At 72.0% G+C, this 15777-nt stretch carries 16 protein-coding genes, 3 tRNA genes and 1 pseudogene; 7 read left to right on the top strand and 13 right to left on the bottom strand.

Annotated elements, in window-relative coordinates; genetic code table 11:
- The first annotated feature begins 3 nt into the window (after window positions 1-3).
- Window positions 4-393, top strand: a complete 390-nt coding sequence (locus ACQPYA_RS00610) for a hypothetical protein (protein WP_433530685.1) — start codon at window positions 4-6, stop codon at window positions 391-393.
- A 46-nt stretch (window positions 394-439) separates the two neighbouring features.
- On the opposite strand, the gene ACQPYA_RS00605 is transcribed toward ACQPYA_RS00610, so the two are convergent.
- From ACQPYA_RS00605 to ACQPYA_RS00585, 5 genes and pseudogenes are all read right to left on the bottom strand, one after another.
- Window positions 440-952, bottom strand: a complete 513-nt coding sequence (locus ACQPYA_RS00605; protein ID WP_433530684.1) for an SRPBCC family protein — start codon at window positions 950-952, stop codon at window positions 440-442.
- Between the two features lie 73 nt (window positions 953-1025).
- A complete protein-coding gene (locus ACQPYA_RS00600; RefSeq protein WP_433530683.1) occupies window positions 1026-1433 on the bottom strand; it encodes an arsenate reductase ArsC in 408 nt (135 codons plus the stop codon).
- 14 nt (window positions 1434-1447) lie between these two features.
- Window positions 1448-1942 (bottom strand): N-acetyltransferase family protein, encoded by a 495-nt coding sequence (locus ACQPYA_RS00595; RefSeq protein WP_433530682.1) that lies wholly within the window; start codon window positions 1940-1942, stop codon window positions 1448-1450.
- A 26-nt stretch (window positions 1943-1968) separates the two neighbouring features.
- A pseudogene (locus ACQPYA_RS00590) lies at window positions 1969-2226 on the bottom strand (phosphatase); the annotation flags it as partial.
- Between the two features lie 30 nt (window positions 2227-2256).
- The gene (locus ACQPYA_RS00585; protein ID WP_433530681.1) at window positions 2257-2634 is read right to left on the bottom strand and encodes an ArsR/SmtB family transcription factor; all 378 of its coding nucleotides are present in this window, start codon (window positions 2632-2634) and stop codon (window positions 2257-2259) included.
- 78 nt (window positions 2635-2712) lie between these two features.
- On the opposite strand from ACQPYA_RS00585, the gene ACQPYA_RS00580 reads away from it, so the two are divergent.
- The gene (locus ACQPYA_RS00580) at window positions 2713-3174 is read left to right on the top strand and encodes an ArsI/CadI family heavy metal resistance metalloenzyme (protein WP_433530680.1); all 462 of its coding nucleotides are present in this window, start codon (window positions 2713-2715) and stop codon (window positions 3172-3174) included.
- Between the two features lie 207 nt (window positions 3175-3381).
- On the opposite strand, the gene ACQPYA_RS00575 is transcribed toward ACQPYA_RS00580, so the two are convergent.
- The 8 genes from ACQPYA_RS00575 to ACQPYA_RS00540 form a co-directional block, all read right to left on the bottom strand.
- Window positions 3382-3455 (bottom strand) — tRNA-Phe (locus ACQPYA_RS00575).
- 103 nt (window positions 3456-3558) lie between these two features.
- Window positions 3559-3632: transfer RNA gene (locus ACQPYA_RS00570), tRNA-Asp, on the bottom strand.
- Between the two features lie 34 nt (window positions 3633-3666).
- Window positions 3667-3739 (bottom strand) — tRNA-Glu (locus ACQPYA_RS00565).
- A 154-nt stretch (window positions 3740-3893) separates the two neighbouring features.
- Entirely contained in the window at window positions 3894-4724 is an 831-nt protein-coding gene (locus ACQPYA_RS00560) for a polysaccharide deacetylase family protein (protein WP_433530679.1), read from the bottom strand.
- Window positions 4725-4879: 155 nt separating this feature from the next.
- Window positions 4880-5827: a MerR family transcriptional regulator gene (locus ACQPYA_RS00555; protein WP_433530678.1), complete on the bottom strand. Its 948-nt coding sequence runs from the start codon at window positions 5825-5827 to the stop codon at window positions 4880-4882.
- Window positions 5817-6407, bottom strand: a complete 591-nt coding sequence (gene idi / locus ACQPYA_RS00550) for an isopentenyl-diphosphate Delta-isomerase (protein ID WP_433530677.1) — start codon at window positions 6405-6407, stop codon at window positions 5817-5819. The genes ACQPYA_RS00555 and idi overlap by 11 nt, the downstream gene beginning before the upstream one ends.
- A 50-nt stretch (window positions 6408-6457) precedes the next feature.
- On the bottom strand, window positions 6458-7939 hold the full coding sequence (crtI, locus tag ACQPYA_RS00545; RefSeq protein ID WP_433530676.1) for a phytoene desaturase family protein: 1482 nt from the start codon (window positions 7937-7939) through the stop codon (window positions 6458-6460).
- 30 nt (window positions 7940-7969) lie between these two features.
- Window positions 7970-9088, bottom strand: a complete 1119-nt coding sequence (locus ACQPYA_RS00540) for a polyprenyl synthetase family protein (RefSeq protein ID WP_433530675.1) — start codon at window positions 9086-9088, stop codon at window positions 7970-7972.
- Between the two features lie 100 nt (window positions 9089-9188).
- Between ACQPYA_RS00540 and ACQPYA_RS00535 the strand changes: the two genes are divergently transcribed.
- From ACQPYA_RS00535 to ACQPYA_RS00515, 5 genes are all read left to right on the top strand, one after another.
- Window positions 9189-10100, top strand: coding sequence for a phytoene/squalene synthase family protein (locus ACQPYA_RS00535; RefSeq protein WP_433530674.1), 912 nt, complete (start codon window positions 9189-9191; stop codon window positions 10098-10100).
- Window positions 10097-11419 (top strand): cryptochrome/photolyase family protein, encoded by a 1323-nt coding sequence (locus ACQPYA_RS00530; RefSeq protein ID WP_433530673.1) that lies wholly within the window; start codon window positions 10097-10099, stop codon window positions 11417-11419. The genes ACQPYA_RS00535 and ACQPYA_RS00530 overlap by 4 nt, the downstream gene beginning before the upstream one ends.
- 57 nt (window positions 11420-11476) lie before the next feature.
- On the top strand, window positions 11477-12955 hold the full coding sequence (locus ACQPYA_RS00525; RefSeq protein WP_433530672.1) for a dihydrolipoyl dehydrogenase family protein: 1479 nt from the start codon (window positions 11477-11479) through the stop codon (window positions 12953-12955).
- A 72-nt stretch (window positions 12956-13027) separates the two neighbouring features.
- Window positions 13028-14029 (top strand): LacI family DNA-binding transcriptional regulator, encoded by a 1002-nt coding sequence (locus tag ACQPYA_RS00520; protein ID WP_433530671.1) that lies wholly within the window; start codon window positions 13028-13030, stop codon window positions 14027-14029.
- A 366-nt stretch (window positions 14030-14395) separates the two neighbouring features.
- Window positions 14396-15775 carry an ABC transporter substrate-binding protein gene (locus ACQPYA_RS00515; protein ID WP_433530670.1) on the top strand — a complete coding sequence of 460 codons (1380 nt, stop codon included), beginning with the start codon at window positions 14396-14398 and terminating at the stop codon, window positions 15773-15775.
- Window positions 15776-15777 lie beyond the last annotated feature (2 nt).

The following is a 15777-nucleotide window of genomic DNA, read 5'->3' as shown; positions in this document are numbered from 1 at the left end:
TGGGTGACCGACTCGCCACAGCAGACGCTCGACGATGCCGCTGCCGTCCTCCGCTCGGCGCTCCATGGGGATTGCGACGCCGTGGTGGGTACCTTCGACGCGGTCGTCGACCGGGCCGGCCTCGTCGGCGCGTACGACGTGGCATGGTGCCTGGCTGCGACGATGGTCGGCGATTCGGTACCGCAGGGGGCCTGCGCGCTCGACTTCCCCGGCATCGACCAGGCCGGGTACGACGCCCGCTGGGTGGCCCGCTTCGTCAGCGCGTACGCGAATTCCGACCTCGACACCGCCGAGGCGCTGTTCGGTGCGGCGGCGGCCGACGGGCAGTTGCCGGAGTGCCTGCTCACCCTCGCCGGTTCGACCGTGGCCACGCTGCGCCACCGGGCTGGCTGACCCGCGCCGCCGGGCGTCGCGGCAGCGGTCGGTCGGCCCGGGTGCCTCACGCCGCACCATTGATCACGGTTGCCGCGTACCGGGAGAGCAGCTCGTGCCAGCCGGCGGTCAGCGCCCGCCGATAGCCCTCCGCGGCGCTGCCGTGCCGGTCGAAGTGTCGATGCGCGACCTCGACCAGCGTGCCGGAGCTGTCCGGGGTGAAAAGCACCTCGACCTCGCTGGCCCGCGCCGGATCGGGCACCGGTGCGCGGTCCGCGCCGATCTGCCAGGTGAAGACCAGGCGGCGGGGCGGGTCCCAGGTGAGCACCCGCCCCCAGTCGCTGCGAAAACCGTAGGGGCCGACCTCGTAGAGCATCCCGCCGGCCCGGGGCTCCATGCCCAGCTCGGCGAGGAGGGCCGGCCCGGACCAGGTGTACTCCGTCACCCACCAGTCGGCGAGATGCCCGGTGAACACCTCGTACGCCTGCTCGGCGGAGGCGGGAAGGAGCAGGGTGCTGCGGAGCGCGAACCGTTCGTGATCCTGTTGGATGTCGGTCGGATCGGCCATCCCCTGTCCCATAGGCCCGGACCATACCGGCTGATGCCTCAGTGCGCAGCTTCCGTCATTGCCCCGAGCAGGGCCATTGGCGCGGTCAGCCGTCCTGCGCCAGATCGGCCAGCAGCTCCGTGACTCGCGCCCGGACGTCGTCGCGAACCTGGCGTACGACGTCGAGGGGCTGCCCGGCAGGGTCGGTCAGCTGCCAGTCCTCGTAGCGCTTGCCGGGGAAGGTGGGACAGGCGTCGCCGCAACCCATGGTGACGATCACGTCGCTGGCCTCGGCCGCGTCCCAGGTCAGCCGGACCGGGGTCTGGTCGGTGATGTCGATGCCGACCTCGCGCATGGCCTCGACGGCGACCGGGTTGATCCGGTCGGCGGGTGCGCTGCCGGCGGAACGCACCTCGACGGCGTCGCCCGCCAGATGGCGCAGCCAGCCGGCGGCCATCTGGGAACGGCCAGCGTTGTGCACGCAGACGAACAGGACGCTGGGTTTGCCGATCATGGTGCGCGCTCCGTTCAGGCGATGGTGGGGCTGCGGCGTTCGATGAGGGTCACGTCGCGCCAGGTGCCGTGGTGCCGGCCGAGCCGTTGACGGGTACCGACGATGCGGAAGCCGCTGGCGGCGTGGAGGGCGAGGCTGGCGGTGTTCTCGGGGAACACGCCGGACTGGATGGTCCAGATGCCGGCCCGCTCGGTGGAGGCGACCAGGGCGTTCAGTAGTGCGCGGCCGACGCCCCGGCCCCGCGCGTCGGGATGCACGTAGACGGAGTGCTCGACGACTCCGGCGTAGACGCACCGGTCCGACACGGAGGCGCAGGCAATCCAGCCCAGGACGCGACCGGCCGGGTCGATGGCGACCCAGCGGTGGCCGGGCATCCGGGTCGCGGTGAAGTCAGGCCAGGTGGGTGGCTCCGTCTCGAAGGTGGCGTGGCCGGTGGCGATGCCGAGCCGGTAGATGTCCAGCACCTGGTCGGCATGGTGATCTTCCATGGCCACGATGGCGGGGTTCATCAAGGGCGGTTCTCCTCGGCCAGTTGGGGCACGACCGCGGTGCCAGCGGCGGGTTCGGGGTGCGGGTACCAGGTGGTGAGCGCGACGACGGCGACCAGGCCGCCGCCGACCTGGGCTGCGACGAAGCCGGGCACAGAGGTCGGGGCGATGCCGGCGAAGCTGTCGGTGAAAGCCCGGCCGACGGTCACTGCCGGATTGGCGAACGAGGTGGACGAGGTGAACCAGTAGGCGGCGCCGATGTAGGCACTGACCGGCGGTGACCAGCAGAGCGGTGCCAGCGAACTCGGCGGAGGCTCGCCGTGCCAGGGTGAGCCTCACGCCGGGCCGGCGGCGGTCGACGCGGCGACCGGCAGATCCAGGAGCGCACGGAGTTGTCGGAACGCGTCCGGCTCGACCTGGTACCAGACCCAGGTGCCCCGCCGCTCGGCGTGGACCAGGCCGGCTTCCCGCAGCACCTTCAGATGGTGGGAGATGGTCGGCCCGGACAGCTCGAACGCCGGGGTCAGGTCGCAAACGCATATCTCGGGCACCGACGCGATCATCGACATCAATCGCAGCCGAACCGGGTCGCCGAGGGCCTTGAACATCGGTGCGACCACCACCGCCTGCTCGGCGTCCATCGGGCGGACCGCCAGCGGTGAGCAGCACGCCACCGCCTGAAGATCCACCGTCGGCAGGGTCTGTTTCGACATTCCTCTAGATTGACAGATGTCAAAACAGACTGCAACAGTGGACTTGATTCGACAGTCATCTAGGCAGAGGGGATCGTCATGTCCCGTGTCCAGCTCGCCCTGCGCGTCTCCGACCTCGAAGGCTCCGTCGCCTTCTACGCGAAGCTGTTCGGCGTCGAGCCGGCCAAGCGCCGTCCCGGGTACGCCAACTTCGCGGTCGAGAACCCACCCCTGAAGCTCGTCCTGATCGAAGGCGAGCCCGAGCAGCCCACCGTCCTGGACCACCTGGGCGTCGAGGTGTTCAGCACCGACGACGTCAACGCCGCGACCCGGCGACTCACCGAATCCGGCCTGGTCACCCTGGAGGAGAACGACACCGAGTGCTGCTACGCGCGCCAGGACAAGGTCTGGGTACGCGGTCCCGGTGACGAGCCTTGGGAGGTCTACACCGTCAAGGGCGACGCTGACACGCTCAACAAGGCGAGCGCCGACGGCGAGTGCCGCTGCGGTGAACCAGACGACGCCGGGCAGGTGCCGGCGGCCGGTAAGCAGGAACGGTGAGCGGCGTTTCGCTGGTCACCGCTGTGCAGCCCGGCTCCGCTTGGTAGCCCGTCCGAACGAACACGACGCCACTCGCCGTCCAGAAGACTCGCGGCCGCGCCATGGCCAGCTCTCGAAAATGCCGCAGTGCGGATTTCGCTCTGAACGCAAGAGCGCCGACCTGCGTTTCGGCTGGTCGGCGCTCTGGTAGCCCGGCGAAAGGCTATGTGGCCAGGGGCGGGGTCGAACCGCCGACCTTCCGATTTTCAGTCGGACGCTCGTACCAACTGAGCTACCTGGCCGTGGTGCTCGGGCTCATGCTACCCGCCCGGAAGGATCACCGCTGCGTGGGTTGCATGCCCCGATACGCAGAACGCCGCGCGTGGTGCGCGGCGCCAGCGCTTGCGGTCCTGACGGGACTTGAACCCGCGACCTCCGCCTTGACAGGGCGGCGAGCACTCCAACTGCTCCACAGGACCTAGCTGATGTTGCATTCCGGCCGAAGCCGGACCGTGCCCCCAACGGGATTCGAACCCGTGCTACCGCCTTGAAAGGGCGGCGTCCTGGGCCGCTAGACGATGAGGGCGGCCCCGCCATCATTGCACACTCGCAACGTTGAACGGACTTGCTCCCATCCGGCCCCGCCGGAGGCTTGGAAAGCATACGTGATGTCTCACCGGACGGCCAAACCGGTATGGCGGTAGCCACAAGGCCCCGAATAACAGCAGCTCAGGAGGGGTCTATCGAAGTTTGGTGACGCCGTGGTCGCGCTTCAGCGCGGCGATCAACTTCGGGCACGCGGTGAGGGTGGCCGTCCGGTCGCCGCCCCCGTCGTGCAGCAGTACGACGGCACCGGGCCGGGCGGCGCGCTTGACCCGTTTCCGGATCGTGGCGGCGGTCGGTTTGGCCCAGTCCTGCGGGTCGACCGTCCAGTGCAGCGATCGCATGTCGAGTTGTTTCGCGACCCGCACCACCTCGGCGGTCCACCGGCCGCCCGGCTGGCGGTAGTACGGCACCTTCGCGTCCGGTACCGCCCGCCGGATCTCCTTGTTCGTGCGGACCAGGTCGGCGCGGATCTCGGCGATCGGCCGCCGGGCCAGGTCGAGGTCGTGATTCCAGCTGTGGTTGCAGAGCTGATGGCCCTCCCGGACGATCCGCCGGACCAGCTCGGGATGTTTGCGGACCTGGGTACCCACCACGCAGAAGGTGGCCTTCACCTTGGCCGCCCGCAGGCTGTCCAACACCTTCGGAGTCCATCTTGGGTCCGGCCCGTCGTCGAAGGTGAGCGCCACCTGTTCGACTCCGGTGCTGCGGACCAGACCCGCCGGCAGCTTGGCCGGCAGCGCCCGCAGCGGTGGCTTCGGCGGTGTGGTGCGGGTCGGTGACGGGGCCGCCTCCGGCGGCAGGGCTGCCGAGGGGGGCGGGCTGGCCGGGGTGGGCGGGCTGGCCGGGGTGGGCGGGCTGGCCGGGGTGGGCGCGGCGCTGGACGCCGGCGAGTTTCCGCCACCACCACAGCCAGCGACCAGCAGGACCAGGCCCGTGACGCAGGCGAGCAGGGCATGACGACGCATCGTTCGCTCCCGAGAGGGGTTCGGTTCGCGGACCCCCCGACGCTAGTTCACCCCTTTTAAGTAGGTCCACCGCGGGTCAGGAGGCGACCGCCCTCCGTGCCGGCCGGGCGGGTCAGCGTCGGGCGGCCGAGGTCGGGCGGGTCAGCGTCGGGCGGTCAGGACGCGGCCGGGCGGTCCAGCGAGTCGCGGATGGTCACGGCGAGTGAGAGCGCCTCGGTCAGGTCTACCGGGCGCACCACGCCGGCGGGCAGCGTGTCGGCCTGCCATCCCGGCCCGGCGGCGAGCAGCAGCAGCGGCCGGCGGGGCGCGGTGAGCACTGCGGTGAGCTGGGCCGGGTCGGCGGTGAGCTGGCTGTGTGACCAGAGCACCACGGCGGCCGGTCCGGTCCGCTCGACCGCGTCCAGCAGGGCGGTCACCGGCACCCGGGCACCGAGGAACCGATGGCCGACGCCGGCCTCGGCGAGCGCCGCGGCCAGCGCCTCCAGCGGCAGGCTGTGCTGCTCCTCGTCGGCGCAGGAGAGCAGGAGGCGGGACGGGCCGGAAGCGGGCCGGGCCGCGGCGCAGACCGCGCCGAACGCCGCGGAGATGCACCGGGACACCAGGTGCTCGACCTCGATCAGGGCCGCCGTCGCGGCATGCCGCTCCCCGATGCCGACGAGCACCGGACGCAGCAGCCGGTCCCAGGTGCCCACCACCCCGTGAGTGGCGATGGCGCGGGAGATCGTCTCGCTGATCGCCATCGCGTCCAGTCGCATCGCGGCCCGGGCCAGTCCGCGGGCCGCCGGCCCGGCGCGGCCGACCGGGATGGTGGCGCCGCCGCCGTCACGGGCGTTCCTCGACCGGGCCGGGACGGCGTGGCCGTCGGGCGCCGTGCCGGGTGCCTGTCGAGCCCAGCGAGCCGCCACGGCCGGGCTGACCCCCTCGGCGGTGAGCCGCCGCATGACTTCCAGCCGAGCCAGGTCTGCCGGGGTGTAGCGCCGGTGGTGCCCCGGGACGTGCTGGCTGGGCCCGAGACCGTAGCGCTGGTGCCAGGTGCGCAGCGTGGTCACCGCGACGCCCAGTCGCCGGGCGACGGCCCCGGCGCTCAGCGCCTCATCGGCCACCCGACCGCTCCGACGCGTCACTGGCGGGCAGCCCGGCCGGGTCCGACGGGTGGAGCAGCCGGTGCACAACCCCGCCCAGCCACGGCGCGTACGCGTCGGGGTCGCCGTCGATCTCCGCGGCCAGTGTCGCCGGGTCGACCCAGCGCAGCTCGGCGACCTCCGTCGGTTCGGGGTGCAGCGGTGCGTCCGGCCGGAGTTCGCCGCGCAGGACGTGGTCGTACTCGACCTCGACCCGCCCGGTGGCCGGGTCCTCGGCGCGGTAGCGGAAGACCCCGACCTCGGTCAGCGGCACCGGACCGGCGCCCAGTTCCTCCTGTAGCCGGCGGTTGGCGGCCTCGGCCAACGGCTCGCCGGGCAGTGGGTGGCCGCAGCAGGAGTTGGCCCAGCGCAGCGGGAAACGGGTCTTCACCGCAGCGCGGCGCTGGAGCAGCACCCGGCCGTCCGGCGCGACGAGCAGCACGGAGAACGCCCGGTGCAGCTGGCCGGGGGTCTGGTGGGCGGCGGCCACGGTGGCCTCGCCGACCGGGCGACCCGCCGTGTCGACCAGCTCGACCAGGTGCCCCTCGCGCGACGACGGCATCAGGACATTCCTTCGTTCGTGGCTGCGGGGCTCCGCTGCGCTGCTCGCACTCACTGGCCGGCTCCGGTGATGCGGGCGGCGGCGAGCTTGCCGGAGATGAGCACCATCGGGACTCCGACGCCGGGCTGGGTGCCCGAGCCGACGAAGACGACGTTGGGCAGGGACCGGTGCAGGTTCGACGGCCGGAACGGGCCGGTCTGGAACAGGGTGTGCGCGGTGGCGAACGGGGTGCCGGCCGCCATCCCCTGCTCCGCCCAGTCGGCCGGGGTGACGGCCCGGAGCACCTCGACGCCCGCGCCGAAGCCGACGTAGCCGCGTTGCTCCAGGGTCGACACCAGCTCGTCGGTGTAGCGGGCGGCCAGGTCGCCGTGCCAGTCGAGCGGTGCCCGGTCGAGGTTGGGCACGGGAGCGAGCACGTAGTAGGTGTGCCGGCCGGCGGGCGCCACCGCCGGGTCCGTCCGGCTCGGGTTGGTGACCAGCAGGGACGGGTCGGTCATCAGCTCGCCCCGCCGGATGACCTCCTCGAACGTGCCCTTCCAGGCGCGCCCGAAGTGGATGTTGTGGTGGGCGATCCGACCGTACCCCTGGGCCGAGCCGACGTGCAGGACGACGCAGGACGGCGAGTAGGTCAGCCGGCGTCGACGGGTCGGCGGGAGCAGGTCGCGGTAGGCCACCGGCAGGTCGGGGTTGAGCACCACCGCGTCGGCCGGGACGAACTCGCCGTCGGCGGTCAGCACTCCGGTGGCCCGACCGTTCGCGGTCTCCACCCGGGTCACCGTGGTGTCGTACCGGATCCGTACGCCGTGCTTCTCGGCGGCGCCGGCCAGGCCCCGGGAGACCGCGTGGATGCCGCCGCGCGGGAAGTAGACCCCCTGCACCGAGTCGAGGTACGCGATGACGGCGTAGATGGCCAGCGCGTCGTGCGGCGCGAGACCGGCGTACATCGCCTGAAAGGAGAAGATCCGCCGGGTGCGCGGGTCCCGGAAGAACTGATCGATCTTGGTCTGGAGTCGCCGGAACGCCCCGGTGGCTACCAGCCGGAGCAGGTTGGCGGTGAGCAGGTCGGTGGGTGTGTCGAGGTTGCGCTCGATGAAGTCGGCCCGTTCCAGCCGCCACAGGTTGCGGGCGAAGTCGACGAACCGCAGGTAGCCGTCGGCCTCCCGGGGACCGCAGACCCGGGAGATCTCGGCCGCCATCCGGGCGCTGTCGGTGAGCACGTCGAGCGTGGAGCCGTCCGGGTAGTGGGCGCGGTAGGCCGGATCGAGCGGGACCAGGTCGAGCCAGTCGGTAAGTTCCTCACCGACCGCGGCGAGCGCCTCGGCGATGAGGTCGGGCATGGTGAGCACGGTCGGGCCGGTGTCGAACTCGTAGCCGTCGACACCGAGCCGGCCGGCCCGCCCACCGGGCACCGGCTCGCGTTCCAGCACGGTCACCTGCCGCCCGCTGCCGGCCAGGTGCAGTGCGCAGGCCAGGCCGCCGAGGCCGGCCCCGACGACCACCACCCGATCGGTACGCCCGTCAACGGTCCGCACCGGTGACCGCCTTCCTGCCCGGGGCGCGCATCAGGCCCGCCGGTGGGTGGCGGCGGTGGCGAGACCGACCAGCGCGGTATGCGCGGTCTCGTCGACGACGGCGGTGTCCAGCACGACCAGCGCCTCCTCGACCCGCTCGTCGATCATCCGCTCGACCCGGTCGACCGCGCCGGTGTCGATCACCACCTCGGCCAGCCGGGCGATCTCCGGCGGGTCGGCACCGGAGTCGGTCCCGTCGAGCGCCCGGCGCTGGGCCGGCGTGGCCAGCTGCCGGGCCAGCAGGAGCAGCGCGGTCGGCTTGCCGGTGCGCAGGTCGTCGCCGGTCGGCTTGCCGGTGGTGGTCGGGTCGCCGTAGACGCCGAGCAGATCGTCGCGGAGCTGGAACGCCTCGCCGACGCAGAGGCCGTAGCGGGTGTACGCGGCCCGCAGCGGGGCGTCGTCGTGGACGCCGGCCAGGCTGGCGCCGAAGAGCAGTGGCCGCTGGACGGTGTAGCTGGCGGTCTTGTAGCGGGCCACCCGCAGCGCCCGGTCGACCGACCAGTTCGCCGGGTCGGTCTCGCCGAGGACGTCGAGGTACTGCCCGGCGACGGTCTCCACCCGCATCCGGTCGTAGCCGCGCCGCACATCGAGCAGCCGGCTCGGGGGCAGGGCGGTGCGGGCCAGCAACTGGTCGGCCCAGACCATGCAGAGGTCGCCGATCAGCACCGCGACCGCCTCGCCGAAGCGGCCGGAGTCGCCGCTGAGCCCGGCGGCGGCGTGCTGGGCGGCCACCGCCACGTGGGCGGTCGGCCGGCCCCGACGGGTGGTGGAGGCGTCCATCACGTCGTCGTGGACGAGCGCGAACGTGTGCAGCAGCTCCAACGTGGCCAGTGCGGGCAACACCGGGGCGACCGGTTCGCCCCCGCCGACCGCTCCGCGCCATCCCCAGTAGGCGAACGTCGGGCGGACCCGTTTGCCGCCGCCGAGGACGTAGTCCCGCGCGGTGCCGGCGAACCCGCCCATGGCCGGGTCGATTTCGGTCAGTGCGGCGACCTCGGCGGTCAGGAACTCGGCCAGGGTCTGGTTGACCGCCGTGACGAGGTCGCGGGTGTACTCGGCCAGAACGCCCCCGATCGGGTCATCCCCGCCGACCGGCTGTTCAGGCACCACGCGAAGCAGGTTACCCGTTGGTCGGTCGGTGGCCACGTCGCTGAGCGTACCCTAAGGTTGCAAGTTGCGTCGATTGGTGCGTCGATATCGAGGAGAGCTGGTGGACCTGGACCTCACCGCTGCCTACGACCGGTGCCGTGAGCTGCACAGACGTCATGGCCGCACCTACTATCTCGCCACCCGGCTGCTGCCCGCATGGAAACGGCGGCATGTCCACGCCCTGTACGGATTTACCAGGTACGCCGACGAGATCGTCGACCGGACGGAGGCCCTGCCGCCGGCCGAGCGCGCGGCCCGGCTCGACCACTGGGGCGGGCGGTTCGTCGCCGGGCTGCACGGTGAGCGGGTCGACGACCCGCTGCTGCCGGCGGTGCTGCACACCATCGCCGTCTTCGACCTGGACCGGGAGGACTTCGCCGCGTTCCTCAAGAGCATGGCGATGGACCTGACCGTCGGGTCGTACCGCACCTACGGTCAGCTGCTGGACTACATGGAGGGGTCGGCGGCCGTCATCGGCACCATGATGCTGCCGATCCTGGGCAGCTCCGACCCGCTGGCGGCCCGGGAGCCGGCCCGCCAGCTCGGCTTCGCGTTCCAGCTCACCAACTTCATCCGGGACGTGGCCGAGGACCTGGACCGGGGCCGGACGTACCTGCCGGAGGAGGACCTGGCCGCCTTCGGGGTGGCCCGGGAGGAACTGGCCGGCTGTCGGGCCGCCGGCCGGGCCAGCGGACCGGTGCGCGAGCTGATCCGGTACGAGGTGACCCGGGCCCAGGCGCACTACGCCGCCGCCGCGCCGGGGGTGCTGCTGCTGGATCCCGGCTCGCAGTCCTGCATCCGCACCGCGTACGCGCTCTACGGCGGGATCCTGGACGAGGTGGCCGCCCAGGACTACGACGTCTTCGCCCGGCGGGCCACGGTGCCGCGGCGTCGACGGATGGCGGTGGCCGGCCGCGCACTGCTCACCCCGACCGGTACGCCGGTCGGCCGACCCGGGCCGACGGCCCGGTGACCGGGCGTACCGCGATCGTGCTGTTCACCCGCGACCTGCGGGTGCACGACCACCCGGCGCTGGCCACCAGCTGCGCCGCCTTCGACCGGGTGGTGCCGCTGTACGTGCTGGACCCGACGCTGGCGGGGCTCTCGCCCAACCGCGACCGGTTCCTGCACCAGAGCCTCGCCGCGCTCCGCGTCGCGCTGCGCGGGCTCGGCGGTGACCTGGTGCTCCGGCACGGCGACCCGGTGGCCGAGACCGTCCGGCTGGCCGGCGAGGTGGGCGCCGAGGCGGTCGCGCTCAGCGCCGACGTCTCCCGGTACGCCGAGCGCCGGGCCGGCCGGTTGCGTGTCCAGTGCCAGCTACACCGGCTGCACCTGCGGTTCTTTCCCGGGTTGACGGTGGTCGAGCCGGGTGAGCTGACGCCGGGCGGTGGCGATCACTATCGGGTGTTCGGCCCGTACCACCGGGCCTGGATCCGGCAGTGGTGGCGGGACGAGCTGGCCGCTCCGGAGCGGGTGCCGCTGCCGGAGCGGGTGCCGGCCGGACGCCTGCCGGCGCTGCCGGCCGGCGACTCCCCGGACGCCGTCGTCGGCGGGGAGGAGGCGGCCCGACGCCAGCTGGACCGCTGGCTGCCCAACCTGCCCCGCTACGGCGACCGGCACGATGACCTGGCCGCTGACGGGACCTCCCGGCTCAGCCCGTACCTGCGCTTCGGTTGTCTCTCGCCGTTGACCGTGGCGAACCGGGCCGGCGACCGTGACTCGGCGTTCGTCCGGCAGCTCTGCTGGCGGGACTTCTACCACCAGGTGACCGCCGCCTTCCCGGACATCTCCCGAAAGGCGTACCGGCGCGGTGCCACGGAGCAGTGGCGGTACGACGGCGAGGCCCTGGCCGCCTGGGCGCAGGGGCGCACCGGGCTGCCGATCGTGGACGCCGGCATGCGGCAACTGCACGCGCAGGGCTGGCTGCACAACCGGGCGCGACTGATCACCGCCGGTTACCTGACCAAGACGCTCGGCCTGGACTGGCGCGACGGGCTGGCGGTCTACTTCCGGTGGCTGCTCGACGGCGACGTGGCCAACAACTCCGGCAACTGGCAGTGGGTCGCCGGGACCGGCAACGACACCAGGCCGTACCGGGGGTTCAACCCGGTACGCCAGGCCGAACGGTACGACCCCGAAGGCCGGTACGTCCGGCGGTGGGTGCCCGAGCTGGCCGCGGTGGTCGGGAAGGCGGTGCACCTGCCGTGGCGGCTGCCGGACGACCTCCGCCGTCGTCTCGACTACCCACCGCCGCTGGACATCCCCGGCGCCGAGCCGGCCTGGCTGCGCTGAGGTCGTCCCCGCGTGGTCGGCTGGCCGGCGGGCGGGTGGTGCGCGATGCTGGCGGACATGGCGGAGCCGGAACTGGTGGACGTGATCGTGCTCGGGCTCGGGGTCGGCGGCGAGGAGGTGGCCGGGCGACTCGCGGAGGCCGGGCTCACCGTGGTCGGTGTCGAGCGGAACCTGGTCGGCGGGGAGTGCCCGTACTGGGGGTGCATCCCGAGCAAGATGATGATCCGGGCGGCGAACGCGATCGCCGAGGCCCGTCGGGTCGACGGGCTGGCCGGCACCGCGCAGGTGCGCCCGGACTGGGCGCCGGTGGCGAAGCGGATCCGCGAGGAGGCCACCGACGGATGGGACGACCGGGTCGCGGTGCAGCGGTTCACCGACAAGGGCGGGCGCTTCGTCCGGGGCAGCGGCCGGCTCGCCGGACCGGGCCGGGTCCGCGTCGGTGACCGGGTCTTCCAGGCCCGGTACGGCATCGTGTTGGGCACCGGCACCACGCCGTCCGCGCCGCCGGTCGACGGGCTGGCCGACACGCCGTACTGGACGAACCGCGAGGCCATCGAGGTCGAGGAGTTGCCGGAGTCGCTGCTGGTGCTGGGTGGCGGCGCGATCGGGCTGGAGTTGGCCCAGGTGTTCGCCCGCTTCGGCGTACGGGTCACCGTGGTCGAGGCGTCGGGCCGGGTGCTCGCCGTCGAGGAGCCGGAGGCGTCCGAGGTGGCCGCCGCCGCCCTGCGGGCGGACGGGGTGCAGATCCACACCGGGGTCCGGGCGGCCCGGGTCGAGCACGACGCGGGTGGCTTCACCCTGCGCGGCGCCGACGGCGAGGGGTTCACCGCGGAACGGCTGCTGGTGGTGACCGGTCGCCGCGCCCACCTCGACGAACTGGGGCTGGACACGATCGGCGTGGACGCGAGCCGGCGGTACCTGCCGGTCGACGACCGGTTGCACGTCACCGACGAGGTCTGGGCGGTCGGCGACGTGACCGGCGAGGGGGCCTTCACCCACATCGCCATGTACCAGGCGTCCATCGTGGTCGCCGACGTGCTCGACCACGTCCGGCGGGCCGACGGCGGGGCGGATCCCAGCGGCACCGCCAGTGTGGTGGGCGGCGCGGTCGGCTCGGCCAGTTCGCTGGCGGTCACCGGGTCGAGCGGCTCGGCCGGGTCGGTGCCCCGCGCCGACTACCGGGCGCTGCCCCGGGTCACCTTCACCGATCCGGAGGTCGGCGCGGTCGGCCTGACCGAGCAGCAGGCCCGCGAGCGCGGCATCAACGTGCAGGTCGGCTTCACGAAGCTCTCCTCGTCCACGCGAGGGTGGATCCACAAGACGGATGACGGCGGCTTCATCAAGCTTGTCGCCGACGCCGACCAAGGGGTGTTGATCGGGGCCACCTCGGTCGGCCCGGCCGGCGGCGAGGTGCTCTCCGGGCTGGTGGTGGCCGTGCATGCGGCGGTGCCGCTGGCCCAGCTCCGGCACATGATCTACGCGTACCCGACCTTCCACCGGGCCATCGCCGAGGCGCTGGGTAGCCTCAGCTCGTGATCTGACACAAGACGTCATTCCGCGACAGAGGTCTGTTCGGTTTTTGCAAACACAGGACGTAGGATTGCGGCTGTGACGAAACGGTTGACGGAGGTGGCCCGTAAGGCGGGCGTCAGCGAGGCCACCGTGAGTCGGGTGCTGAACGGCCGCGGAGGCGTGGCCGAGGCGACCCGGACCGCGGTGCTCACCGCCCTGGACGTGCTCGGCTACGAGCGGCCGAGCAAACTGCGCGGCGAACGTGCCCGGCTGGTGGGGTTGGTCCTCCCCGAGTTGCAGAACCCGATCTTCCCGGCGCTCGCCGAGGTGGTCACCGGCTCGCTGGCCCAGCGGGGGTTCACCCCGGCGCTCTGCGCCCGGACCATCGGCGGTGTCTCCGAGTCGGCGTACGTCGAGATGCTGCTGGACCACCAGGTCTCCGGGGTCATCTTCGCCGGCGGGTCGTACGCGCTGGCCGACGCCGGGCACGAGCACTACCGGCGGCTGACCGATCGGGGGCTGCCGGTGGTGCTGGTCAACGCGGGCGTGGACGAGCTGGGCTTCCCCCGGGTCTCCACGGACGACGCGGTGGCGGTGGAGCAGGCGTACGGCCACCTGCGCTCGCTCGGGCACGAGCGGATCGGCCTGGTGCTCGGCCCGGAGGACCACGTGCCGTCGCGGCGCAAGCTGGCCGCCTTGCGGCGGGTCGCCGGCTGGGACGAGGACACCGAGTGGGTCGAGCGCTCCAGCTTCTCGATGGAGGGCGCCCGGGTCGCCGCGACCAAGCTGGCCGATCGGGGGATCACCGGCATCATCTGCGCCAGCGACGTGCTGGCGCTGGGTGCCATCCGCGCGGTCCGCCGGCTCGGCCGGTCGGTGCCCGACGACGTGTCGGTGGTCGGCTTCGACGACTCCGCCTTCATGACCTGCACCGACCCGCCGCTGACCACCGTGCGGCAGCCGATCGAGACCATGGGGCAGGCGGCGGTGGACCTGCTGGTCACCCAGATCGAGGGGGGCGGAGTGCTCACCGACGAGCTGCTCTTCGAGCCCGAGCTGGTGGTGCGCGGCTCCACCGCACCCGTCCCCGGCCGCTGACCCCGCCGGCCACCCCCGCCGCCGCCCTGCCCCTGACCCGCTGAACCGACGCTCTGGCCGTCGACCGCTGCCCGCGGTCGGCGGCCTTTCGTCATGGCCGAGGTCGTGCCGGTCGGCCGACCGCTGCCACCGCTCGGTGGGGGTGGTAACACGGGCGAACGGGGTTGTATCGGCGCAGCTTCATGATGCTGTCGCAATCTCTCGTAAGCATGTCGTCTCTTTTCAACAGTGGGTCGATACCTTGCCGAAATGAGTCGGCCTCGCTACAGTGACTCCACTCACACCTGGCCTCCGGGTGATTACCGGCGGTCACCACGCGGATCAACGAACTTTCTGGGAGACACCCGTTCCTGAAGGGATGGACAGATGTCCGTACCGCAATACCGGAAGGCCGCGGCGCTGGCGCTCGTGGCCGGCCTGGGGTTCAGCCTCACGGCCTGCTCCACAAAGAGCGACGACGCGAAGAACGACGCGAGCGGCAAGGTCACCATCACCGTCGACTGCCAGCCGGTCGGCGCCCAGAAGGAACTGCTGGCGAACTGGAACGAGGACGTCGCCGAGTTCCAGCGGCAGAACTCCGACATCGTCATCAAGAGCGTCAGCGTCGGCGAGCAGTGCAACAACCCGCCGGACTTCACCGCCCGCCTGGCCGGCGGCACGGTCACCGACGTGTTCTACGGCTACATGACCGATCTCCAGCAGGTGCTCGACTCCGGCCAGGCGATGGACATCTCCGAGTACACCACCGCGGAGACGATCCCCACCTGGGACGACGTCGACCCGGCACTCAAGGAGGTCTTCACCGACGCCGGCAAGCTCTACGCCGTTCCGGTGAAGAACTACTCGATGGGCCTGGTCTACAACAAGGTGCTGTTCCAGCAGGCCGGGCTCGACGTGAACAACCCGCCCAAGACGTGGGCCGAGGTCCGGGAAGCCGCCAAGAAGATCTCCGCGCTCGGCAACGGCATCGCCGGCTACGCGGAGTACAGCGCCGGCAACACCGGGGGCTGGCACTTCACCTCCCTGCTCTACTCGCAGGGGGGCCAGGTGCTGACCGCGGACGGCACCAAGGCCGACTTCAACAACGCCATGGGCAGGCAGGTTCTACAGAACCTCAAGGACATGCGGTACGGCGACAACAGCATGGGTGACCGCCAGCTGCTCCAGTGGGGCGACCTGCTGACCAACGCCGGCGCCGGCAAGGTCGGCATGTTCATCGGCGCGCCCGACACCACCCAGGCGATCGTCAGCCAGTTCCAGGGCAAGTTCGAGGACTGGGCGATGGGCCCGCTGCCCGGCCAGGACGGCCCGGCCAAGGGCACGCTCGGCGGCGGCGAGGGCTACTTCTTCAAGAAGGATCTCACCCCGGAGCAGGTCAAGGCCGGTCTGAAGTGGATCGCGTACCAGAAGCTGACGCCGGGCAAGGGGCAGTTCGACTACGCCCGCGCCAAGCCCCAGAACTACCCGGTCGGCCTGCCGCAGCCGCTGCTCTTCACCAACGGCAGCGACGCGCAGAAGCAGGAGTTCGACCTGCGCAAGGCGAACGCGAACGTGGACACCACGAACTTCGCGGTCTTCGAGGCGAACCCGGTGCCGATCAAGGGTGAGCCGCGCAACGCGCAGGCGATCTACGCGGTGCTCGACGCGGCGATGTCCGGGGTCCTGACGAACCGCAACGCCAACATCGACGCGCTGCTCAAGACGGCCGAGGAGAAGGTCAACCAGCTCCTCGCCGCGCAGGGCTGACC

Source organism: Micromonospora sp. CA-263727 (assembly GCF_050942455.1).
Classification (GTDB): domain Bacteria; phylum Actinomycetota; class Actinomycetes; order Mycobacteriales; family Micromonosporaceae; genus Micromonospora.
This window is presented reverse-complemented; position numbering and strand designations above follow the sequence as displayed.